The organism is Dictyobacter sp. Z7_2, from assembly GCF_057551105.1.
The window spans coordinates 2,734,742-2,758,133 of the sequence record NZ_BAAJPE010000001.1 but is presented as its reverse complement, the minus strand read 5'-3'; the positions used below and the strand labels follow the sequence as shown (position 1 = coordinate 2,758,133).

At 49.3% G+C, this 23,392-nt stretch carries 16 protein-coding genes and 2 CRISPR repeat arrays; of the genes, 4 read left to right on the top strand and 12 right to left on the bottom strand.

The window, feature by feature from the left end:
* Positions 1-143 precede the first annotated feature (143 nt).
* Both AC27N8_RS10975 and AC27N8_RS10970 read right to left on the bottom strand, forming a co-directional pair.
* Entirely contained in the window at positions 144-2,459 is a 2,316-nt protein-coding gene (locus AC27N8_RS10975; RefSeq protein WP_487066839.1) for a hypothetical protein, read from the bottom strand.
* 518 nt (positions 2,460-2,977) lie between these two features.
* Entirely contained in the window at positions 2,978-5,191 is a 2,214-nt protein-coding gene (locus AC27N8_RS10970; RefSeq protein ID WP_487066837.1) for a hypothetical protein, read from the bottom strand.
* Between the two features lie 314 nt (positions 5,192-5,505).
* Between AC27N8_RS10970 and AC27N8_RS10965 the strand changes: the two genes are divergently transcribed.
* Positions 5,506-5,976: a carboxymuconolactone decarboxylase family protein gene (locus tag AC27N8_RS10965; protein WP_487066835.1), complete on the top strand. Its 471-nt coding sequence runs from the start codon at positions 5,506-5,508 to the stop codon at positions 5,974-5,976.
* 55 nt (positions 5,977-6,031) lie between these two features.
* Here the strand turns inward: AC27N8_RS10965 and AC27N8_RS10960 are convergent, their stop codons facing one another.
* The 3 genes from AC27N8_RS10960 to AC27N8_RS10950 form a co-directional block, all read right to left on the bottom strand.
* A complete protein-coding gene (locus AC27N8_RS10960; RefSeq protein ID WP_487066833.1) occupies positions 6,032-6,913 on the bottom strand; it encodes a PrsW family intramembrane metalloprotease in 882 nt (293 codons plus the stop codon).
* 261 nt (positions 6,914-7,174) lie between these two features.
* On the bottom strand, positions 7,175-8,053 hold the full coding sequence (locus AC27N8_RS10955) for a class I SAM-dependent methyltransferase (protein WP_487066831.1): 879 nt from the start codon (positions 8,051-8,053) through the stop codon (positions 7,175-7,177).
* A 39-nt stretch (positions 8,054-8,092) separates the two neighbouring features.
* Entirely contained in the window at positions 8,093-9,091 is a 999-nt protein-coding gene (locus AC27N8_RS10950) for a GAF domain-containing protein (protein ID WP_487066830.1), read from the bottom strand.
* 218 nt (positions 9,092-9,309) lie between these two features.
* Between AC27N8_RS10950 and AC27N8_RS10945 the strand changes: the two genes are divergently transcribed.
* Both AC27N8_RS10945 and AC27N8_RS10940 read left to right on the top strand, forming a co-directional pair.
* The gene (locus tag AC27N8_RS10945) at positions 9,310-10,104 is read left to right on the top strand and encodes a Cof-type HAD-IIB family hydrolase (protein ID WP_487066829.1); all 795 of its coding nucleotides are present in this window, start codon (positions 9,310-9,312) and stop codon (positions 10,102-10,104) included.
* A 265-nt stretch (positions 10,105-10,369) separates the two neighbouring features.
* On the top strand, positions 10,370-10,717 hold the full coding sequence (locus tag AC27N8_RS10940) for an RNA recognition motif domain-containing protein (RefSeq protein ID WP_487066828.1): 348 nt from the start codon (positions 10,370-10,372) through the stop codon (positions 10,715-10,717).
* Between the two features lie 105 nt (positions 10,718-10,822).
* Here the strand turns inward: AC27N8_RS10940 and cas6 are convergent, their stop codons facing one another.
* Positions 10,823-11,842: a CRISPR system precrRNA processing endoribonuclease RAMP protein Cas6 gene (cas6, locus tag AC27N8_RS10935; protein ID WP_487066827.1), complete on the bottom strand. Its 1,020-nt coding sequence runs from the start codon at positions 11,840-11,842 to the stop codon at positions 10,823-10,825.
* Positions 11,843-12,318: 476 nt separating this feature from the next.
* Positions 12,319-12,800: direct repeats of the CRISPR family, unit length 38 nt; unit sequence GTTACATACCCATCGACCCGTTTGAGGATTCTGTAAGA.
* A 235-nt stretch (positions 12,801-13,035) separates the two neighbouring features.
* On the opposite strand from cas6, the gene AC27N8_RS10930 reads away from it, so the two are divergent.
* On the top strand, positions 13,036-14,211 hold the full coding sequence (locus AC27N8_RS10930; RefSeq protein WP_487066826.1) for an outer membrane protein assembly factor BamB family protein: 1,176 nt from the start codon (positions 13,036-13,038) through the stop codon (positions 14,209-14,211).
* A 1,124-nt stretch (positions 14,212-15,335) separates the two neighbouring features.
* On the opposite strand, the gene cas4 is transcribed toward AC27N8_RS10930, so the two are convergent.
* The 6 genes from cas4 to AC27N8_RS10900 form a co-directional block, all read right to left on the bottom strand.
* Positions 15,336-15,938: a CRISPR-associated protein Cas4 gene (cas4, locus tag AC27N8_RS10925; RefSeq protein WP_487066825.1), complete on the bottom strand. Its 603-nt coding sequence runs from the start codon at positions 15,936-15,938 to the stop codon at positions 15,336-15,338.
* Entirely contained in the window at positions 15,935-16,204 is a 270-nt protein-coding gene (gene cas2 / locus AC27N8_RS10920) for a CRISPR-associated endonuclease Cas2 (RefSeq protein ID WP_487066824.1), read from the bottom strand. The genes cas4 and cas2 overlap by 4 nt, the downstream gene beginning before the upstream one ends.
* An 18-nt stretch (positions 16,205-16,222) precedes the next feature.
* Positions 16,223-17,236 carry a CRISPR-associated endonuclease Cas1 gene (gene cas1 / locus AC27N8_RS10915; protein WP_487066823.1) on the bottom strand — a complete coding sequence of 338 codons (1,014 nt, stop codon included), beginning with the start codon at positions 17,234-17,236 and terminating at the stop codon, positions 16,223-16,225.
* 503 nt (positions 17,237-17,739) lie between these two features.
* A CRISPR array of direct repeats spans positions 17,740-19,046; the repeat unit is 37 nt; unit sequence GTTACATACCCATCGATCCGATTTAGGATTCTGCAAG.
* A 187-nt stretch (positions 19,047-19,233) separates the two neighbouring features.
* The gene (locus tag AC27N8_RS10910; RefSeq protein ID WP_487066822.1) at positions 19,234-20,826 is read right to left on the bottom strand and encodes an MFS transporter; all 1,593 of its coding nucleotides are present in this window, start codon (positions 20,824-20,826) and stop codon (positions 19,234-19,236) included.
* Positions 20,827-20,923: 97 nt separating this feature from the next.
* Positions 20,924-21,547 carry a TetR/AcrR family transcriptional regulator gene (locus AC27N8_RS10905; RefSeq protein ID WP_487066821.1) on the bottom strand — a complete coding sequence of 208 codons (624 nt, stop codon included), beginning with the start codon at positions 21,545-21,547 and terminating at the stop codon, positions 20,924-20,926.
* A gap of 81 nt (positions 21,548-21,628) precedes the next feature.
* Complete coding sequence (locus AC27N8_RS10900) at positions 21,629-23,392, bottom strand: cellulase family glycosylhydrolase (RefSeq protein ID WP_487066820.1); 1,764 nt, start codon at positions 23,390-23,392, stop codon at positions 21,629-21,631.

The window sequence follows — 23,392 nt, the reverse complement described above, 5'->3', positions numbered from 1 at the left end:
GAGCAAAGCGGTATTCCTTATGAGATCTTGAAGCGAATATGGTTTTGGACGCTCCCAAATCTTATGATAGATAGAAATATGTGCCTCGACACCAGGATGTCGAGGCACATATGTATTTATTGATAAAAGTAGATTACCTGCAATTATGGATAGCTCACCAGATCAGCCTGACCAGCTGAGCCACCTGTGTTGTTGATGACATTACTAATGGTACCCGTATTTCCCAAGGACACCGTCACCAGATCATGGAATTTCACACCTGCCACATTTGGTGCCTCAAAGGAATGCGCCTCGACCACGCTTGGGTTGGTACTGAAGTAGCAATAACTACCGAGTCCCCAGGCTTCATGCGTGGTGACAGAGTCAGCTACCTTATAGGCGGCATAGCCCTGCACGCTTCCATTCATCCAGGATGATTGGTCGGGGGGATCATACGGAAGCTCGTTCTGGAAGAAGTAGGTACGTCCGCCGTTGCCATTCCAGATCACCTGATACTGCTGATAATGTTCCACGAACAGGCCGTAGGCTGTGACGTTGTTGCCATTGACAACCAGACCGTTGGCAGCCGTGTTGGAAGTCCAACCGACACCGTCGCCGTGATCAGCGCGCCAGAGCCACATGTGATCGGTGATAACGTTGTTGCTATTGATGACGAGGCTCTGCGTGGCCTTACCGACGCCTGCGCCGCCGATGCGGAAGAAGACATCACTGAGCACGGTCGGATTGGCGGCATGCGATTGAGAAGATCCTGTTGGACCTACCTGCAATAAAGCCGCAGAGTTCTCAGATCCGGCATCGAAGAGCAAGCCTGCGATCGAGACGCCATCGACATCGGCGACCGTCATCGGCGTGATGCCATTATCTGGAGTGAGGGTTGCCAGACCTAATCCGAGCACAACGGTGTTGGCCCTGGTTACATTGATTGAGCTGCTGAGATGATAAATACCCGGTGTAAAGATCAGATTCAATCCCTGCGCCAGAGCACTATTGATCGTGTCGGCCGAATCAGTTGGCCTGGCAATATAAAACTTGTTCATGGGCAAAGATGTTCCCGCAGGAGCCCCACTGGCCCAGGTGGTTCCCTGAGTGTTTGTGCCAAGAGCGGGGACAAAGACTTGATAGTTACCCGAGGAATCAATGTAAAGGAAAGGCTTCTCTTTGATCGTTGGCGCCTGATTCACCACGGTATAGGGAGGATTAGGAAAGGTTCCAGTTGGCGCGTTGGTTGCACCAACGAAGACCATGTTCCAGTTGGAGCCGGACCAACTGCCCCATGTATCATTGCGCGAGAACCATTGCTGCTGCGATCCCGAGCTCACCTGACCGCTGACATTACTATCAGCCAGGAAACCACCACTGGACCATCCACCATCATCCAGTCGTAAATTCCCCTTGATATCCATACGACGCAAAGGTGCAGCCTGCGAGACCGCCCACTGATCGGTGCCCGACGTTGGCGTGACTTCCATGTTCTCGGCATCACGCCAGAAGTTCAGGGTCGCATTCCCGCCCATCCAGCTGGCATTGACATTGACGCCTCCATTGATTTTGACATCGTCAGGATTGAGTCCTAAGCCCAAAATCTGCTCGTAGAAGCCAACGTTGACATTCGCATTGTACGAGCCCGGCTTGAAGAGGATCGCATACCGATTCGTGCCAAATTGATTGCTTTCTTGCTGGCTAAAGAGAGAATCCAGTTTGCTTTGAATCGTGGCACTGGACATCGAGGGATCGAAGATAATCACGTTGGAACCAAAATCGGGCGTTCCAGTCGTCGCCAATAAAGACGAACTGATGGGTGGCTCGATCGTTGTATCTGTCGTCGTAACTGGCGTGGGGGACGGGGTCGGAGTTGCAGTCTCGGTCGCGGTAGGCGTCTCAGTCCCGGTGGAGGTCGCAGTCGGACTTCCATCTGTGATAACGCCCCAGTTGAATTCCTCCCAGATCTGTATCGAGGTCCCATTCGTGTTCAATGGTGCATCAACCAGATAGGTATTCGCACTCACGTATTTGTTTGAGACAAAGGATTGCAAGGCAATCGTCCCATTGCTCTGAGGCAACCAGGTGAATTGTTCCCAATCCTCAACATTGTCTATCACAGCCTCCAGAGGGGCTTCGGACTGATCAACACGAGCACTGATATACTTATTAGTAGCATGGGATCGCAAAGCAATTCGCCCATTATCAACATCAACGACATCAAATTCTTCTGCCGCTTGCATCTCAGTCGCCCCTGCATTCAGCGGCTGATTGGTCTGATCTGTGAGCACGCTCACATAGTTACCATTGTTTGCCGACTTAAGCCAGATAGTCTTACCAAGAGGAGCGCTCATATCATCGGCATAGGCACGAGCCAGGAGATCGTGGCCTACCTTGCCCTGAAAAAATAAGGCGAGCACAGCCGCCAAAACCAGAAAACCCGCTAGTAGCGCAAAGCCAAGCCGTTGCGAAAACCTCATAGTGCTTTCCTCCGTGAAAGACTCCATGTCCAAACATTGTTATGGAACAATCATCCTTCAAAAGGTGTAATTGTGTCACGTGTTCATAGAAATTTTGTATATACAACTAAACTCAAAGTGCCACAAAGCCTTCCTCAAGCAGATGTGCTTTTACCATAAAATGTGATCATAGAGTGGAGAGGAGTAAACGATAAAGAGTCCATTATCATACTATCAAAAGCAATGCTAAACGCCGCGCTCACGCGGCTAGTGAAGTCGCATTGAATGGTACGAGATAGGCTAGTATGGGGCAGAAAGATTATATATGAATTTTGTACGTTTCTCTAACGATATCATTCTTCCCTACTATATGTATTTTATCTGAGCGGTAAAAAGAAGTCGAGGGGAATATAGGGACATAATATAATCGGTGAAACAAAAATTACACTATACGATGATTAGCAGACCTACATCATGGGACAAAGGTGCTATGATGTAGGTCGACGTTCATCAAGTAATCTTGCCTGCCCCGCTTACAATCAGGGATAGCTCACCAGATTGGCAACGTTGCTGCTTGAGTTGGATGGTCCACCACTATTGTTGATGATATGACTAATCGTTCCCACACCCCCCAACGACACCGTCACCATGTCATGGAATTTCACTCCTGATGTGCTCGGAACCTCAAAGGAATGCGCCTCTACCACACTCGAGTTGGTGCTGAAGTAGCAGTAGCTGCCCAGTCCCCAGGCTTCATGCGTAGTCACCGAGGATGCTACCTTGTAAGCAGCGTAGCCCTGCACACTCCCATTCATCCAGGATGACTGGTTGGGGGGATCGTACGGGAGCTCGTTCTGGAAGAAGTAGGTGCGTCCACCGTTACCATTCCAGATCACCTGATACTGCTGATAGTGTTCCACAAACAAGCCATAGGTTGTGACGTTGTTGCCATTGACGATCAGTCCATTGGCAGCCGTGTTGGAAGTCCAGTCCACTCCACTACCGTGATCAGCGCGCCAGAGCCACATGTGATCGGCGATAACGTTGTTGCTATTGATGACGAGGCTCTGCGTGGCCTTGCCGACGCCCGCGCCGCCGATGCGGAAAAAGACATCGCTGAGCACGGTCGGATTGGCGGCGTGCGATTGAGAAGATCCTGTTGGACCTACCTGCAATAAGACTGCCGAGTTCACAGTCCCGGCATCAAAGAGCAAGCCCGCGATCGAGACGCCATCGACATCGGCGACCGTCATCGGCGTAATGCCATTGGTAGGAACCAGCGTAGCCAGACCCAATCCAAGCACAACCGTGTTGGCACGCGTTACATTAATCGTGCTGCTGAGACTGTACACGCCAGGGGTGAAGAGCAGATTCTTCCCTGCCGCCAGGGCATTATTGATGGTTGCTGCACTATCGCCCGGTTTGGCAATATAGAACTGGCTGATCGGCAGAGAGGTCCCCGCCGCCGAGCCACTGGACCAGCTGGTTCCCTGCGTGTTGGTTCTGAGAGCAGGCACAAAGACCTGATAGTTGCCCGACGAGTCAATATAGAGGAAGGGCTTTTCTTTGACTGTTGGCGTCTGCGTGACGGTCGTATAGGGTGGACTGGGGAAAGCTCCCGAAGGCGCATTGGTCGCACCAACGAAGACCATATTCCAGTTGGAACCCGTCCAGCTACCCCATGTATCGTTCCGCGAGAGCCATTGCTGCTGTGTTCCCGAGTTCACCTGACCACTCACATTGCTATCGGCGAGGAAGCCACCGCTGGCCCATCCACCATCATCGAGCTTCAGATTCCCTCTGATATCTACGCGACGCAAGGGTGCAGCCTGCGAGACTGCCCAGGTGTCGGTGCCGGAACTCGGAACGATCTCCATATTCTCAGCTCCACGCCAGAAGTTCTGCGTGGCGTTATGATCTGACATCCAGTTAGCTGTGACAGTAACTCCACCATTGATGGTCACAGCATCAGGCTGTAGCCCCAGGCCCAGAGCCTGCTCATAAAAACCAAGGTTGACATTGGCATTGTATGTCCCTGGCTTGAAGAGGATCGCATACCGATTCGTGCCAAATTGATTGGTTTCCTGCTGGCTAAATAGAGAGTCTAATCTACTTTGAATCGTGGCACTGGACATTGAGGGATCAAAAATAATCACATTGGAACCGAAGTCAGGCGTTCCTGCTGTTGGCGTCGGTGTTGGCGTGCCTGTACCTGCCACCTGCCCCCATGCAAATTGCTCCCACCCTTGAATCTGTGTCACGTTTGCATCCAGCGGTGTATTGGTCTGGTCGGTACGCGCACTGACATAACTGCCGTTGGCAGCGGACTGTAAGGCAATTGTCCCGTTGCTTTGTGGCAGCCAGGTGAACTGCTCCCAACCCTGCACCGAGGTCGCAACCGCTTGTAACGGCGTGTTCGTCTGATCCGTACGCGCACTTACGTAGTTGTTGTTCGCAAGAGCTCGCAAGGCGATCAGTCCATTGCCTGCATCAACAACATCAAACTCCTCCCAGCCCTGCACCGCAGTCGCAACCGCTTGTAACGGCGTGTTCGTCTGATCCGTACGCGCACTTACATAGTTGTTATTGTTGGTTGTCCTGAGCCAGATGGTTTCACCTACCGGTGCACTGGCAGCATGAGCCTGATTCGCTTTCCCTGGACTTAACTTTCCCTGAACCAGTAATCCCATCACCCCTGCCAGGATGAGCAACCCAGCTAACAGCGAGAAGCGCAACCGTCGCGAATTTTTCATATCGCTTTCCTCCATGAAAGACCTTACAAAGTGTCATAGTTTTGCAAAGTATCGATATCGATTTCGATCCTGTCTATACAACTGTACATTCCAGATCGACATTTGTCAAGATTCTTTACTAAGTACTCTGCCTGAGCAGCCATTTCACGCGCCTCCTGTCTTTCGTAAAGAGGAGCATTTCCTGATGAGTAAATGGTATGCTGACGTTGATGCAAATTGGCACTTGTCTCTCTGCCGTTCTCAGCGTTAAGATCGATAACAAGAGATTCATATGACAGAGGCTCTAACAGAGGAACTAAAGGAGGATGTATCTTATGCCAGAACGTATGCGCTATCCCAAAGTGGCACCGAAAGCTTATCATGCCATGTCCGAATTATCGAAGTATGTGCACAATTGCGGACTTGAACCATCTTTAATCGAGCTCGTCAATGTCTACGCCTCGCAGATCAATGGCTGCGCCTTCTGTACAGATATGCATTGGAAAGATGCACGCGCCGCCGGCGAGACCGAGCAGCGCCTGTATGGATTGTCTGCATGGAAAGAGACGACTTACTATACGGTGCGTGAACGTGCAGCGCTGGCATTGACCGAGGCTGTGACCAGGGTCGCCGACACGCACGTTCCTGATGAGCTTTATGACGAGGTCAAAGTGCACTTTAGCGACGCAGAGCTTGTGAATCTCACCCTGGCGATTGCATCAATTAACAGTTGGAACCGTCTCGTCCTGACATTCCGTACAGAGCCGGGTTCTTATCAGCCAACCAACACAGCAAATGCCAGGTAAAGGGCACACACACCTTTGCCACATTTCAAACTTCTATTGTCAGAAAACACATAGATCAGAATGTGAGATTTGAGGTAATGTGCCGTATTTGTCGTCGGATAGATTGTTGATAGACAATCAGCAGTGAGATTACTCCAACGAGACAGAGGATGATGGTTGAGAGTGAGATCTGGATGCCTGCAAATATGACCAGATAGATCACTAATGGCGATCCATCCCAGAGACCGTGCAGGAGAGAAACGAAAAGATACATGAGAATAACCTTCAGGTTAAAGCGAAAGCGTTGGGGAGTACTTTCTTGAAATAAGGTTGCTCCCAGGAGAGCAGTCCAGATACCATGACCAAATGGGGCAATCAATCCACGCACGATGGTGGTGGCAATCGATGCCTCTACATGTCCCTGTGCAATAAGGAAGGCAGTAAATGCATAGCCAGTGCTTTCGAGAGCGGCAAAGCCCATACCGACGGCACCTCCCAACAAGAGTCCATCCATTTGTGAAGTATGAGGCATCCGGCGCGCCAGAATAATCACTGCACCGATTTTGCATCCCTCCTCAATCAATCCCACGAGCAAGGCGCTGCCAAAGGATAAGCCATTGGTGGGATTCGATGCGATCGGCAAGAGTAAAGTCTCAAGAATTGAAGCCCCAATGACTCCCAGAACGCCTCCGATGCAGAAGCTGGTCGCGATTGTGACCGGCGAGAGGGCGCTAATGTGCTGATGGTCGTATAAAAATGCAACAAAGACGACGGGTATAAGAAAGTTTCCAATCAAGATGACAGTGGGATACAGATTTGTATTGTTCGTGAAAAACATGACCAGTGTGGTGATGATAAAAAGTAACAAGCCGATGAAAAGGGTGCGTAACCATCTCCCACCCCTGCGCGGCAATGGCTGAACAGGTTGAGCCGGAGATTCCCAGGCATTTTGTGACATAGACTTTTCCTCTGGTTAAAATAGGAGAGACGTTATTTGAAAAGCTCTCTTCTCAGCGTTATCAAAGATAGATGATTCTTCTTTAACACGTCGAAACATGCATAGGTGTAGCCAAAAATATCTCTATCTTTTCGCATCCAAATAGAGATGGCATGAGCATATTTCTACGTATAAATATGTCAGTATTGCCATCCCCGTGTCAATAAAACGCTTTTATGCTGCTAAAAATTGCAAGTAAAACAGCAATAATGCAAGGATAGATTAACTTTTGATTGATCCAGCTAGAGGCTTATACCCCCAGACAGTCAAAACGATCCATAACGCTCTGTAATCGTCTGACTGCATGTCAATCAGCGTCTGCTGATAAAGCTGATCCAATTCTTCCTGCGAGACAACATCCCATTTCATGATGAAAGGTTGGAGCAATTTGAAAGCGGTAGCGTGGTTATGAAAAAAACTATCATGGGGTTCAGTCCCTGATGAAAACTCCAATACATGGGCCATCTTCTGCACGTTCTCGCATCCTGCATCCTGCACAAAACGGCGCAGCATAGGAATGATGCCCAGATGGATGCCATTCGGCGAGAAACTCTGTCCCGCTTTGGCAAATGCCTTACAGAAAAGTTCGTTCATTTTCGCAAAAGCAAACTTATTTGAAAAGCCCCACTCGGTCTCAGTGAAACGCACAATGCCTCCGGGACGCGCAATACGCAGGCATTCTTGCACAAATTTGGGCCAGACCTCAGGCAGCATAAAGGCGACAATAAAGCGCACATTTACGATATCGAAAGAATCGTCAGGGAAATCAAGCGGCTCCAGAGCATTCATCACAGCAAACGTGGCATTGGTCAGGTGCTGTGCTCTGGCCTGGGCCTGGGCATAAGCAATCATCTTTTGACTGATATCGACGCCGACCACTTCAATATCGCGATGTTCGAAGGCGGTCTCAAGCACCCAACCTCCAGGGCCACAGGCAATATCCACAATGCGCTCGACATGAGAGAAATCCATACCTTCGGGGAAAAGCCCTCCCATCTCCTGCGTCACCAATTGATCTTGACGCATCAGACGAGCCATCTCAGCCGAACTTTCAGTATCAATGACATAGGTGTTTTCCGGCTGCTCCGACGATGTTGCCATAGTAACCTCCATTCCTTTTCTCAAATCCATTGAAACTGTTTAATTGGACCGCAAAAATAGACGAAGAAGCTCTTCCTCTATCTCTTGCCAGACAAGTGTCTGCGCTTTATGTAAAGTTACCTCTTGCTGCTTGCGCATACCTTCGGCAAACTTCTGCTGTACACGCGCATGGAAATTCTGAAAATAGGGGAGTTGACTCTCATACGGTGGCATCATACGCAACTGAATGCGCTCCGAGGGATAGAATTGTTCAGCCTCAAAGCCAAGCGCCATCAGATGCGCATAGCGCTCGCATAGAGCTTCATCCTCCGGAGTGAAATGAGCTGGATGGGCACTGGAGACCACCAGGCAGCCAGCAATGTTAGTATGACGCGAGATGGGTGCCGCAATCGCGCTCTGCTCATATTGCACCCAATGCACAGACGACAGAGAAAATTTCTCCTCGCGACTCTTCACCGAGACCAAACGGGCTGCGTTGACCGCTGATCCCGCCAGCGACTCAACTCCCAGAAAGATTGTACTCTGTCCCAGGTCGCGTTTCCAGGGATGCGTTCCAATTCCACCGATCTCGCGCAGGCTACGCACGATCCTGCCATCGAGGGGACTCACACAACTCACGATGCTAATCGCCATCCCCTGGCGATTGGGATCAAGTTGCGCGAGCGCTTGCTGCAAAATGAGATCAAATAATGATTGCGGCAAAAGCGCTGGAGGTGTATGGGCGTAGGCGTTGAGTACACGCGCATAAAACTCGGGTAGAGGATGCGCGGGCACCTCTCTTTCGACGGAGAGATGATATTCAATATCAGGAAAATCTTTGGCGAGTAGTGGCAGAAAAGTAGACACATATTCGCGTGGGATCGCTTTCAGGAGCAGGTGTATATTCTCATGACGCGGCTGTGACTCACTGGCAGCCCAACGCGTCAATGTCAAAGCATTCACATGCATCTCTCGTGCAATACGTTGTCGCTCTTGAGGATTACGAATAATAACCTTTAACAGATCTTGCCACTTATCAAATTGTTTACTATTATTCATATCTAATCTCTCGTCATCTTATACACATCATTACTTCCTATTATAAAAACAATCAAATTTTGCTGTCAAACTTTTTTCATTCTTTATATATTTTCAATGGTCAGGACAAGAAAAACAAAGCAATATAGACGACTCCTCTCAGCTATGATATCGTTTAGCTATCAGTAGAAGCACGGAGCTTTTACTCTGGCTAACTCGATTTAGGAGCACTTTTTCTTATGTACCGCCTTCTCGCCATCGATCTGGATGGAACACTACTTCCTCCGGATCACATCATTACTCACCGTACACAGACTATTCTGCAACGCGCCGCAGAATCTGGCATTCGCATCGTCATCGCCACGGGACGCGTCCCTACGATATTTCGCTCACTTCTGGGGCAGTTGTCACTCAACGCACCTCAGATCACCAGCAACGGAGCGGCCATTATAGATCTCCGGACCAACAGTGTCATGCAGGAGATATTTGTCCCGGCAGAGGCGGTCCTGCCAGCAATCGAAGCCCTACGCAGTCTGGACCTACAGATCTGCTACTACACCAGCCAACATCTCTACATGGAGAAGGCTTTCTACGCCTTTCACGATAGCAACTATCTTACCAATGTCGCGGCCAGGGAAGTCGATGACATCACAGAGGTCGCGCAGCAGCCCTGCCTCAAACTGGGAGCATACGGCGAGGCCGGTACCATACGAGACAAAAGACTGCAATTGGATCATCTCTTCAAAGGACAACTCTACGTGACACAGACCTCTCCCCGCTGGCTAGAGATGCTACATCCAGACGTCTCAAAAGCCAACGCGCTCAAAATAATCGTCGAGAGTCTTGGCATCAAGCCAGAGGAAGTCATCGCCATCGGAGACAATCATAACGACATCGAGATGCTACGCTTCGCCGGACTCGGGATCGCGATGGGAAACGCGCACGACGAAGTCAAAAGTGTCGCCGACTACGTCACGCTCAAGAACACAGAAGATGGTGTCGCAGTCGCGCTAGAAAAATTCCTCTCATTATAGAGTCAGATAGAATGGAACTATGTGGGCAACGTAGAGAGAGTAGATACGGCAATCAAAAAGAACAACGTTGTCACAAGCAGACATCCTATCATACACAGACGTACAACACCATTATGCCATCAAATTTGCCGACAAAAATAAATAGATTATAAAAATGTCAGAGAAATGGGAATAAATAGTTTTATCCAGACGTTTTAATAGACGTATGACATCGAAAATGAATTGTATCGCTTCTGTGAGAAATGGTTTCTTCGAGCGTCAATAGATGAAGAGATGTCACATACAGGAGCATACACAAATGAGACTTTACGTTGGGGGACTCCCCTACCAAACAAATGAACAGGATCTTCGCGATCTATTTAGTCAGATTGGCGCAGTTTCTTTCGCTACAGTTATCACAGACCGCGACACCGGCAGAAGCAAAGGCTTCGGCTTTGTCGAACTGGAAAATGATCAGGATGCCCACTCAGCTATTGACCAACTGAATGGCACAACCCTGGGCAATCGCACCATCACCGTCAACGAGGCTCGAGAGCGCCCCGCCGGTGGTAACCGCGATCGCAACTCAGGTGGCGGCGGCTATGGCGGCAACCGTGGCGGCAGCCGCTACTAAGCTCAGGCTTAGTCAGCGTACCGCAAAAAAACAAACTAAAGGAGGAGGTCAGCATACGTGCTGGCTTCCTCTTTTTCGTTGAGCACAGATCGCGCCATCCAGGTTCTAGCGTTCAACTGGACTGGCTACTTCAACATCCTGCACAATGCGATACCAGCCGTTGCCCTTGACGACGTTCTTGCCCACGTGAATAAGCTCACCAATGATCAATATCGGCAGCAACGCGCTCAGATCCCCCGTAAAAGTAGCCTCTCCCAGCAGGCCGCCAATCGGAGTCGTCCGCTTCTGTCGATTAGAATAGCTTTTCAGCTCCTGCCAGCGCGTCCGATCAACACTGCACGCCACCGCCTCCGCCTGCTCCAACAAAGCAAACTTATCATCCCGACTCAGCACAAAATCGGCATTGCCATAGAATTGTTCCAGCGTCACATAACGCTCCAGCAGCCTCTGGACCAGCGGTCGCAGGCTCGCATTCTTCACCAGATGCTCACGATCAACCAGTCTGAGCGGCGTCACAAACTGTAACGTCAACCGCTCATGATTGAGCATCTCGGCTCGCCGCACACATTCAGCGATCTGCACACTGATAAGCTCACTATTCACACGCGTACTGCCCTCAGCATAGATCGTCTGCCGCTGCTCGGTCCAGGGATGATATACTTCTACCTGCTCAACCTGGAAACGTCCACGCTCGCCACGATTCTCCTCTAGCCGACGTCCCAGACCCTCCGCCTCAAGCTGCGACAACGACAACATAATGTATGGCAACAACTGGATAATATTGCCAAAAAAGGTCATCCCAAACGAAAAATGCTCCCCAGGGCGATAACGTCTCTCCCCCTCCAGCGGCGGAATGATCACGTATGGACGCGGAATATCCTGTCCCAGAGCGCTCTCCTCGCGCAGCGGAGCCACAATCGCACTCACCGGACACGCCTCGTGTAGCGGACACTTTCCACATGAGGCCGCGCTCTTGTTCGTACAAAAGCGATACCAGATCGCGTTGAAAAAGCTTCCCCTCAATGACGCTCCACTATAAGCGTCAAGCTCCAGGATAGTCGTCGCTCGGACCGTAAACCATAAATGCGTCGTCGTCAGGGTCGCGGATCGAAAAGGCACTTGCATCCTATTCCCTCGTTTCTCTCTATATTGCAAGATTACAGCATATCAGCCGATAATCTTAGCACCAGTATAGATAGCACACGCGCAAAGGTCAAGCAAATAGCTCCAAAAGCGCATTTTGTCACAATGAGATACATCTGAAGAAGGCCCGCCATATTTAGCAAAGCCGCCAACCCCAAAAAAGCCCCCCAATTAGACCTCCATTCGAAAATCAAAACGGAAGCGAGCATCAGATCGACAAAACCTGTCCTGATTTGTCCTATATAGGTAGCCTCCTGTAGGTTTTTGACGCTTTTGGGCCTGGTGCATTTCGAAAATACCCCGCCATTTTGAGCAGATTTCGATTTTCGAAACAGCGGCCGATATGCTATACTAGAGGCACATATCTCAACAAAAATGAGGCGCTGAGAGCCTCATAGAGTGGCCTGCGTGAGATTTTTTAAAGATTTCGTAGTAAGCATACTCTTGATAAACCCACAGTTACATACCCATCGACCCGTTTGAGGATTCTGTAAGAGCACATACAACTCAGGAATAATCTCTCGCACTATGTTACATACCCATCGACCCGTTTGAGGATTCTGTAAGAACTACTTTCGACAATCTGAATATCAAGAAGCTCTTCGTTACATACCCATCGACCCGTTTGAGGATTCTGTAAGACTATAAACAGATGCGCAGCGTCTCAGCGAAGGCCTGGGAGTTACATACCCATCGACCCGTTTGAGGATTCTGTAAGGAGACAGCGGCGTAATAGGTCGCGGTCAACATGATGTTACATACCCATCGACCCGTTTGAGGATTCTGTAAGGGTCACGTCCATTATCAGCTAGTGAAATGGGACATGGATGTTACATACCCATCGACCCGTTTGAGGATTCTGTAAGTTTGTGTAATATCTGACCGGTCATCCATTTCCCAGGGTTACATACCCATCGACCCGTTTGAGGATTCTGTAAGTTGTTAAAATTGCGACTCTCCTGGCCGCAAATGCGTGGATACATACCCTTCGATCCAATTTGGGAGGATCGAAACTAATTCATTTGTAGAATCATAGAAACGATAGATCGGGTGCAGATAAATAATCGCCTGCAAGAAAAAGAGAGCCATTCTTTATTCGCTGATTTAGAACTACTACGAGGCTACAGTGCTTCAGTTCGCACAGAGGAATATTAAAAACAAAGGCGATGTGATATATGGAAATGCAAGAATACGAGGCATCAAATGAAGGAAAGCAGCCGATTGTGTACAATGCTTCCTTTCATCCAATTGATGGTATTTTTACCTACAGCAATCTACAGCAGAAAGGGCAAATCCTTTACGTTGGATATGGTACTCCCAATCATACACGACCTTTTTCTGAAACGCTAAGGCTTGTTGCATGTAACCTGAACAACAAGCAAGCTATCTGGCAGCTAACCGTTCAGACAACGGGAACCGCCCAACTTCGCGCGAATAACAGCATTGTCTATCTTCTCTACAATAGAGTAGGGACTCTCCCACCGTTGCTTGCCGCTCTTGATGCAGGTACTGGGCAAGAACGCTGGCAATATGCATGTACGGGCACCCGGAGCATAGTTATCTGCAATGGGATCGTGTTCCTGCACAGTACAGAATTGCAAGCTATTGACGGAAGAACAGGAAAGATGCTTTGGCGTTACGACTTCAGGCGCATTGGGGATAGATTGGGAAGTTCACTATCCGTAACAACTGATGCTGTCTTCTTTACAGGATATAGCTGGGATTCTCAGGAGAGTGAGACCTTTGTCCGCTCTTTGCATTTAACGTCGGGAGCAGTACGCTGGAATACTTCTTTGGGCCTAGCTGCACCACTAAGTCCTCACAGTGAAAATGTTCTTGTGGATGGAAACATTCTCTACACCGTAAAAAGATCAAGACACCTGCAATCTGACGAAGTTGTTGCTCTACACGTTCAGGATGGAACACTCCTTTGGCACAGTAACAAAGGAGTGTATAGTAAACCACTTATGGTGGAGAAGAATGTACTCTTAGTTTCGGGGGGTGAGATTCTTACTGCGCTCAATGCCTCTACAGGGGATTTGCTTTGGACACAGAGGATAGAAGGCTGGATCGACTTTTATGCCTTACCTGATCATAGACTTTATGCGAATATATCAGGGACATCTCTCTCTGCTCTTGATAACATGACCGGAAAAAGGATCTGGTTTTCCCAAAGAGGCTGCTCACAAATCCATGGAGCATGTATGGCTGTAGACAGTACGAATATCTATATGATAGAGAGAGATCTCAAGGAAATCGCCATTCTCAACAGAATGACTGGAAATAAGCAGCAGTTTCTGCAAATTGGAGAACATGAAGCGGAAAGATTCAGGGTTGTTGCGGTTAAGTAAGACTCATTTCAAATAGTATTTACTTCTTTGACAATGAAGCCCATATTCTTCTTGGAGTATGGTAGTTCTTTGAACTATGAATTAGTTTCGCTAGTAGAACTGCAATATCCGAGAAAGAAATAGATGAGAAAAACGCCATTTCTACAAATGAATTAGTTGCACCCCTCATTTAGGATTCTGCAAACCGTTCGTGTTCAGACTAGGATTACTTACCACCGTGGGGTACATTCCCATCGATCCGCTTCAGGATTCTGTAAGTTCTTCGAGGTCGACACAACGAATTTCTTCGTCGCGAAGTTACATACCCATCGATCCGCTTCAGGATTCTGTAAGATGCTAAACGAGCGACTGTACCACTGATTGACCGCGTTACATACCCATCGATCCGTTGAGGGATTCTGTAAGCTGCCGTTGGATCACGTTCACGCTGAACGGTGTCAGCGTTACATACCCATCAATCCGTTGAAGGATTCTGTAAGACAGACTGCAAGTTGTTGCTGGAGCAAGGCGATTTGTTACATACCCATCAATCCATTTAGGGATTCTGTAAGACAGACTGCGCCTACTCAATAAATGACATAGGAGAGTCGTTACATATCCATCGATCCGTTGAAGGATTCTGTAAGCTGCGGCGCTGGGGGTGCTTTGGCATAGCGGCGGCTGTTACATACCTATCGATCCGTTGAAGGATTCTGTAAGTCGATGGATGATCTGGAATGCTTTGCAATCTTCTCTTCTGCGGTACATTCCTATCGATCCGTTGAGGGATTCTGTAAGTCTTTCTCGCCGCATCATCGTGCAAGATTTGCATGCGGAGGTACATTCCTATCGATCCGTTGAGGGATTCTGTAAGTCAACTCAACGACAACCTTGTTGACTGTGTCTCAGGGTACATTCCTATCGATCCGTTGAGGGATTCTGTAAGATAGACAATCAAGCGCTGTTGTCGATCTTGTCGTATGGGTACATTCCTATCGACCCGTTTGAGGATTCTGTAAGTCAAGTATGGTTAGTTCCGTATCCAGAGTGTTAAATTTAGTTACATACCCATCGATCCGTTGAGGGATTCTGCAAATCAATCCTCATGAGCTAAAATAATAGGCCATGAGGATCAATATCTGGGCTCAGACAACGTCATTGCAAAAGCGTCGAAATTCGCAGGTGGGACATCTCATGTAAGCTTTTGTGGGCTCCGGCATGTCTTCGTTGTCCATGAGTTGCTTGATTGCCTGTATGATGATTGGGATCTTTTTGCGCAGGGCGGCCGTGATAACTATCTCTTCGGCTTTACGCAGCGGGATTGAGTAGAGAAAGCCTCGTCGTACAGGAATCTGCCAGATTTCCTCGATCATGAGGGCGTAGGCTGCGATCTGCACTTTGAAATGTGGTCCAGCTTTCAGCTCAGAATGTTTGTATTCGACGATGATGGCTTCCTTGTCCTCTGCTTGCAGCGATGGCACAACGATGAGTAGATCAATGATCCCTTTGAGTCCGAGGGCGGTTGAGGCGATTTGATGACGGAAAAGCCTTTCTCCTTCCTCGATGCCGTAGCTCTTGAGGCTGCGGCGGATTTCTCGATCTTCTTCCTGCTTGTGACTTTCGATGCCTACTTCCATGGCGTATGTAAGCGGTCGGACATCTGGCAGGCAGTAGCGATAGTAGGCAAGTCGTGGGCAACAGACATATTGTTTGACGTCGGTGACATCAATCAGCCAGGGATCATTCATTGCGATACATCTCCTTCCTTCTCCTCACGTTCGATGACTTGACGACCGGTCCAGGCTCGATCGTCAAGCGGAAAGAGTTGTATATTGGCACCATGATCTCCTAGCCGCTGCCGAATTTTCAAGAGGAGCTCTCGCTGATGGGCTGTCGAGAGTGTTCCCAAAAAGGCGCTGTACTGGATGCGTGACAGTCCATAGTCCAGACAAGCATCAGCGACCTTGCTCCGTGTGCCATCATGAGTGATATCATAGATCAACAGATAACGCATCACATGTATCCCCTCACTCTACCAACTTGCCACGAAAGGCTTATACGTCTCGCGATCACCGCGCAGATAGCTGGCAAGATGTCTCGCCTGGCTCTGCATAATAAAGCGCAGAGCCTGACGCTTCCCTTCATAAGCATCCACACCGCCATCGAGTCGCTCCAGAACCTTATCGGCGATCTTGCGACGCGTCTCCTCCGTCAAAAGCAGCTCCTCGTTCTGCACAAGCGGCACATGCTTATTTATTAATCCGATCACGGTACGGTCAACGATACACTGACGGAATTCCTCGATGAGATCCAGTACCAGACTTGGCTTCCCCGGACGATCGGTGTGCAAAAAACCAGCGTACGGGTCCAGTCCCGCCAGGATGACTGCCTGCTCCACCTGCGCGTACAGCACCCCATAGCCATAGTTGAGCACGGAATTGAACAAGTCCTTAGCCCCACGCGTCTCGCGGCCCGGCCATGACAGGTCCGCAGGCAACACACACTTAATTATCTCCCAATACTTCTGCGCCGCCCTGCCCTCGATCGAGAACAGCCGCTCACGCATTTCATCCAGAGTCTCTCCAGGAAGCGTCTCGACATCCTGGATAGCATCGCGCAACGCATCGATACGCATCAGCATCTCCTGATAATAATCCTCATCTTTACGCGACTTCGCCATGTATCGTAGCAGATTCACCTGATTCTCTAGCTTCCCCATCACAAACGCCTTGCTGACCGCAACTCCTTGAGCAGTCGAGAACGCCAGCAATTGTGCCCGACGCGTCAAAACCGTACCAGTCAAACCAGCCGCGTACAGTCCCGCCACAGGATTGCCTCTGCGACCCAGAAAATGGATCGGTATCCCCTCGTCGCTGCAGGCCTGGATAACATCGCTCGAAATGCCCACGCCACTCGCCACCACAACAATCTGCCTCACATGGATAAGTGGCGCCTCCTGAAACATCTTCTGCTCACGATACACCCGAATCCGCCCTTGATGCTTCCCTAAAAAGAGTCCCTTACCCTCCACAATAAAATCAATCATAACAACCAGTATCTCCTTTACCGACAACGCCATCTCCCCTCAATCGGAGAGTGCTTAAAACGACTATAAGCAACACGCCGCAGCGTATAGACAACATTGCTTATAAGCCGAGTATAGTTTGAGCTTACCAACAAACCGTCGGAAATCTACAAAGAGATTTCGAGGCCGAAAAAATTATCCTCCCGAGCTCATACAATGCCCTCAAAAAACGCCTGACATAGACACCATCCGAAAATCGAAACAAAATATGTCATAGAGCAGGAAAATCCTGTCCTAATTTGTCCTATATAGGTGACTTCCTGCATGTTTTTGACGCTTTTGGGCCTGCCGCATTTCGAAAATCCCCCGCCCATTTGAGCAGAATTCGATTTTCGAAACGGAGACCAATATGCTATACTAGAGGCAGCTACTTCGACAAAAACGAGGCTCTCAGAGCCTCATAGAGTGGCCTGCATGAGATTTTTTGAGGATTTTGTGGCAGGCATACTCCTGCTAAACCCACGGTTACATACCCATCGATCCGATTTAGGATTCTGCAAGACCTAGCACAAGAGGCATGGGTACAGACGGTTAGAGTTACATACCCATCGATCCGATTTAGGATTCTGCAAGTTTAATGTACTGAAACGCGCCGTGGAGCTTAACGGCAATTGTTACATACCCATCGATCCGATTTAGGATTCTGCAAGATGTTGCCTTGGCACGATACCGATCAGTACCATGCGTTACATACCCATCGATCCGATTTAGGATTCTGCAAGGCATTGATACTCAAAACTGCCATCATCCTATTTGCCATGTTACATACCCATCGATCCGATTTAGGATTCTGCAAGTTGTCTACGCATGCGTTGCGGTGACGAACTGGATAAGTTACATACCCATCGATCCGATTTAGGATTCTGCAAGTTGTCTACGCATGCGTTGCGGTGACGAACTGGATAAGTTACATACCCATCGATCCGATTTAGGATTCTGCAAGATGCTCACGAGTGGGCCTGACAGTCCAATAATCTCCAAGTTACATACCCATCGATCCGATTTAGGATTCTGCAAGAACTGCATGGAGCGGACAAGATCGTTGCAGTGGTGAGTTACATACCCATCGATCCGATTTAGGATTCTGCAAGCCGCAGCCTCAAAGAACGGCGTGGCAGTTGGGCCGAACGGTTACATACCCATCGATCCGATTTAGGATTCTGCAAGGTTCGTGAGGATAACAGTGATCTTATCTGCTTCCAGTGTAGGTTACATACCCATCGATCCGATTTAGGATTCTGCAAGAAGAACTGTGGACAATTCTACGATTTTTTTATTACGGGCATAGGGTTACATACCCATCGATCCGATTTAGGATTCTGCAAGCGTCACTTTGGATACTGCCACCACGAACCCGATGATGTTACATACCTATCGATCCGATTTAGGATTCTGCAAGATCCACTGCTCGCAGCGCAATACCAAACATCATCAGAGTTACATACCCATCGATCCGATTTAGGATTCTGCAAGATCCACTGCTCGCAGCGCAATACCAAACATCATCAGAGTTACATACCCATCGATCCGATTTAGGATTCTGCAAGGTTGTGATATGCGCCGTTGTCGATGTTAAAGAATCGTAGGTTACATACCCATCGATCCAACTTAGGATTCTGCAAGGATACTTTATTAATCGACAATGAGCGTTGATGATCTGTTACATACCCATCGATCCGACTTAGGATTCTACAAGTTGCAGGCTTACAGCATGAGCAACCATCTCAATATCAAGGTACATGCCTATCGATCCGACTTAGGATTCTGCAAGCTTGATCGTGAGAGCGTTGAAGTAGCGTCAAGATTGATTGGTACATTTCTATCAATCCGATTAACGTGTAGTTTACGTCCTTCAGACGCTGCACACATCGCCGCTTCGCCGAACCAAAAAGAGAGCAGGCAGATCGCTATACCTGAATACATAGGGATCTGTCTGCTCTCTTTTATAAATGAAGCTTCTAATCGAGGACAGGTACAGGGATTATCTCTGCTGACAGATCATCGCCTGGCTCGCTTTGAGCGATCGCCTCCTTCTTCACATTCCCCAGCAGGAAGGCGGACAGGACAGCGGTACAGAGCAGGGCGACAGCCGAGATGGTAAAGCCAACGTGTATAGCATTTGTGAAGTCCTGACCAAGCATAGCGTGGAGAGCCTGACCTGAGATTGGCAGGCTGGCAGGAAAATGGATTTTGCTGGCCTGAGTGCCTGCGCTGGCGACGACATCGGCGATCTTCTGACTGATCGATGTCGATACGCCGATCTTCGTGAGACTATTCGTGATATTGGTGGTGAACTGATTGGTGGTCAGAGCGCCCAACACTGCGACTCCGAAGACGCTGCCGATCTGGCGGCTGGTGGTGACCATCGATGATGCCAATCCAGAGCGCTCGGGCGGAGTTGCGGCGAGGACAGCCGTCGTGAGTGGACTCAGCGTCAGGCCAAATCCGATGCCCAGTAGAGCGAGCTTCCACCAGATGTCAGCATAGTTGGTTGTCGGATCGATGCTGGTGAGCAGTAGGAGCGCAATCCCGGAAAAGATTGTCCCGATGGTGACCGGAATACGTGGGCCGAAACGCGCTGTCAACTGACCAGCCAGCGGAGCGGCGAGGAAGATGCCCATCGTATTCGGCAGCGTGCGCAATCCCGAGTTCAACGCACTATAGCCAAGGATGCCTTGAAAGTATTGTGTGAGAAAAAAGACGGTCCCTAACAAGGCAAATCCGACGATCAGGGCGGCCACGTTTGACGTCGAGAAGACCGCGTTTTTAAAGAATGATAAGGGTAGTAAAGGATCACTTTCTCTCGCCTCAACAACGATAAAGGCTACAATCAAAACAGCCGCCAGCGCAAAGAGCGAGAGAATCAGAGTTGAAGTCCATCCTTGAGTGCCACCTTCAATCAGAGCGTAGGTCAGGGCCGTGAGACCAGCGATAATCAGGACCTGCCCGGCGATATCGGCACGTCTGGCGTTGGGATTGCTGGATTCCATGAGTACACGCCATCCCAGTATGAAGGCAATTATGCCTATAGGAAGGTTGACAAAGAAGATTGCAGGCCAGCTCGATAGCTGAATCAGCGATCCTCCGATCAGCGGTCCAGCAGCGAGGGCGATGCCGGAGACTCCAGACCAGATACCGATCGCTTGTGCACGTTCGCGGGCGTCGGGAAAGCTGGAGGCGAGTACCGAGAGGCTTCCAGGTGAGAGTGCTGCTCCGCCGATGCCCTGCAAGACACGTCCGGCGATCAGCAGGCTCAACGTTGGCGCAAAGCCGCACAAGGCTGAGCCAAGCGTAAAGACTCCCAATCCGACCAGAAAGAGTCGCTTGCGTCCAAAGCGATCACCCAGTGTGCCCGTGGTGAGTAAAAGGACTGCAAACGGCAATGTATATGCATCTACGATCCATTGCAGATCAGCCAGACTGGCATGCAGATCATTTTGCATCGTTGGCAATGCGACAGTCACAATCGATACGTCAAGCAAAACCATAAAGAAACCAAGACAGGTGATCACTAATGTTGTGATCTTCCTCGCACGATTCTCTGCAAACATATATGTCTGCCTCCATCCAATGTTTATTAGCACTAACTAACATAAAAGCTCATCAAAGGCGGCCAAAAGAGCAGCCTCATCCAGTCGTGCGATCCATTCAGGGCCGTACGGCTCGTAACCACAAACTGTTCATTTCAGCCAAAACTTCACCGTTAAATTTTTCTGGCATATCAAGCATCTGACTATACTGCATCGCAAATACCATGCTCATATATCCCCAGCAGATAGCCTTAATATTGGCATCTGGCAGCAACAAATCCTGATCTCTGGCATTTTCTAACAGTAGCTCAATAAAAGCATAAATTTTCTGATTATGCCTGCTCACGCACTGAGCAAGTTCGGGATCATGCGACTCTGCAATAGCCTGGAAGAAAACTCTCTGAATCTCTGGATCTGCTTTAACGGCTGTATGGTAGTCCAGAATCACGTGAGAGAGAGCATCCAGAATATCTTTTTCGGCTCTTTGCTGCACATGCCGCTGCCAGCGCTCCATGAAACGCTGACTGCACATAGCAAGCACCTCCAGAAACAATCCCTTCTTGCTACCGAAGTGCCGATACAACATTGGCTCAGTCACATCGCTCTCTTTTGCCAGCATACCAGTGCTGGCTTCAGGATAACTATAGGAGGCGAAAACATGCTTGGAACGCGCCAATATCAACTCCCGCCGCTCCTCGCCCTTCATCCGCGTACGCTTTTTGTCTTCATGCTCTTCATTCATTGGTATCCTGCCTATCGTGCATATGTTTGTTACCGATAACTAACTTATTAATGAGAGTATAGACTACGCGAGGCGCTTTTGTCAAGAGGATTTTGATCGCCGCCTGCGCACAAAAACAAATACCCCGACGCATACGATGAGGCAGATGAAGAGCGTCACCCAGAAGAGTTTGATCTCCTGCCAGATTGGTGGTGCTGGAATGTTTAGATTGGCATTCGGAGCCAGCAGTTGTGCCGCTAACTTGGGTTGGGCATTGATATGGAGAACCCCCATGTTTTTTTGTGGTCCAGCCTGCCAGGGCCAGGTTCCAACTATTTTCGCCGGAGCAGAGCGAAAGTCATAGAGGGTCCAGGCCAGATAGCCCTCACTATCGCTTGTGCGCAAAAAGCGCAGGATCGAGGCATAATAGCTCGCCTGTTCAGCCTCTGTATGTCCATTGGGGAAGAAAGGACTATTCCAGGTGGGCAGGCCAAACTCGCCCAGGACAATTGGCAATACTGGGTACGCGTCACGCATCGAGCTATAGGCAGCAGGCAGATTGGCAGCGAGAGCATAGTAGTGGAACGACACAAAATTTGTCCCCGGGATATCATTGAGAGCGGCCTGAGCGGTAGCCCAGCCGATAGTCATCAGATGGTTCGGATCAAAGCGATGTGCCAGATAGGTAATATGAGTCAGCCAGGCATTCACCAGGTATTTGCCCGCTGCGTGATAGTCTTGATCTGGCTCATTTTTCAGATCCCAGGCCAGAATGGTCGGATTATTTTTGTAACGCGTCAATAAGGTCTCAAGCTGGCGATCCGTATTAGGCCATTGCAGCAACGCATAGTCGGAGTGAAAGTCAAACAAGGTGACAATCACGTGCAAGTGATTATTCGCGGCCCGCCTGAGTAAATCATCAAGCTTGTCCAGAGGACGCTGGGCCAGCGGAGGTTGGCCAGGTGCTGAGCTGATCGGGGTTGCAGTCGCATTCGTGCTCAGATCGGGGCCACCAAATTGATCAAAGGGTACAAAGATGCGGATCGTATTGAGTTTGAGAGTACGTATAATGTTGAAATCATAGTCAATCGTCTTCGGCGTATACCAAATCCAGAAGCGATTCCACGCCGCATCAGTGGGATAGTAATTAATACCTGCAATATGATACGGTTGCCCTTGCCACATCAAACGCGGATGTAGCGGGTCCTGACTCACAAAATTGGTGGATGACGGCGCGGGATGCGTGACATCGATATCCTGGCTACCGATCTGCATCCAATGGCGCACGCGCCAGTTGCCATCTGCCAGGATCATCACGACCTGATACGCAACGATTCTCTCACTGGCGAAGACTACATTCCCATGCTTATCATGAATAATATTGATCATATCGACATTGCTATCGGTAAAAGAGACGATCGATCCGTCAGCGGAATAGAAGTGAAGTTTTAGCGTATGGGACATATCTGCCTGCTGCACCCGCCATCCATGCGACGCAACCTGATGAATTGAGCTACCAACATCAGAGAGTGCCGGCCCCGCGAAGTAGGACTCAACTCCATAAAGAGCCTGTTTCACCAGAGAGAGATCCCATTGTAACCATGCCCGCAGATAGGCGGATTGAATCTCGGTGCGGGACAACTGATCCATGACGCGTCCCGTATCGGAGTCGTCAGTCTTCCAGTTCAGCTTAACATAAAGATCAAGTGGGACGTTGGGCACGATATGAAGCGCCGAAGCTGGATCAGCTCCCTGGCTATAATAAACGATGAGCGCGTTACTCGCTGAGAAGAGATACCAAAAGCTATATGCGATAAAGATAATGATCATCAACCAGAGGATACGTTTAAACAGATATTTGGGCAT

Bases quoted from the DNA above. Each gene is read 5' to 3' on its own strand.
- AC27N8_RS10975 (WP_487066839.1), bottom strand. From the start codon at position 2,459: ATGAGGTTTTCGCAACGGCTTGGCTTTGCGCTACTAGCGGGTTTTCTG.
- AC27N8_RS10970 (WP_487066837.1), bottom strand. From the start codon at position 5,191: ATGAAAAATTCGCGACGGTTGCGCTTCTCGCTGTTAGCTGGGTTGCTC.
- AC27N8_RS10965 (WP_487066835.1), top strand. From the start codon at position 5,506: ATGCCAGAACGTATGCGCTATCCCAAAGTGGCACCGAAAGCTTATCAT.
- AC27N8_RS10960 (WP_487066833.1), bottom strand. From the start codon at position 6,913: ATGTCACAAAATGCCTGGGAATCTCCGGCTCAACCTGTTCAGCCATTG.
- AC27N8_RS10955 (WP_487066831.1), bottom strand. From the start codon at position 8,053: ATGGCAACATCGTCGGAGCAGCCGGAAAACACCTATGTCATTGATACT.
- AC27N8_RS10950 (WP_487066830.1), bottom strand. From the start codon at position 9,091: ATGAATAATAGTAAACAATTTGATAAGTGGCAAGATCTGTTAAAGGTT.
- AC27N8_RS10945 (WP_487066829.1), top strand. From the start codon at position 9,310: ATGTACCGCCTTCTCGCCATCGATCTGGATGGAACACTACTTCCTCCG.
- AC27N8_RS10940 (WP_487066828.1), top strand. From the start codon at position 10,370: ATGAAGAGATGTCACATACAGGAGCATACACAAATGAGACTTTACGTT.
- cas6 (WP_487066827.1), bottom strand. From the start codon at position 11,842: ATGCAAGTGCCTTTTCGATCCGCGACCCTGACGACGACGCATTTATGG.
- AC27N8_RS10930 (WP_487066826.1), top strand. From the start codon at position 13,036: ATGGAAATGCAAGAATACGAGGCATCAAATGAAGGAAAGCAGCCGATT.
- cas4 (WP_487066825.1), bottom strand. From the start codon at position 15,938: ATGAATGATCCCTGGCTGATTGATGTCACCGACGTCAAACAATATGTC.
- cas2 (WP_487066824.1), bottom strand. From the start codon at position 16,204: ATGCGTTATCTGTTGATCTATGATATCACTCATGATGGCACACGGAGC.
- cas1 (WP_487066823.1), bottom strand. From the start codon at position 17,236: ATGATTGATTTTATTGTGGAGGGTAAGGGACTCTTTTTAGGGAAGCAT.
- AC27N8_RS10910 (WP_487066822.1), bottom strand. From the start codon at position 20,826: ATGTTTGCAGAGAATCGTGCGAGGAAGATCACAACATTAGTGATCACC.
- AC27N8_RS10905 (WP_487066821.1), bottom strand. From the start codon at position 21,547: ATGAATGAAGAGCATGAAGACAAAAAGCGTACGCGGATGAAGGGCGAG.
- AC27N8_RS10900 (WP_487066820.1), bottom strand. From the start codon at position 23,392: ATGCCCAAATATCTGTTTAAACGTATCCTCTGGTTGATGATCATTATC.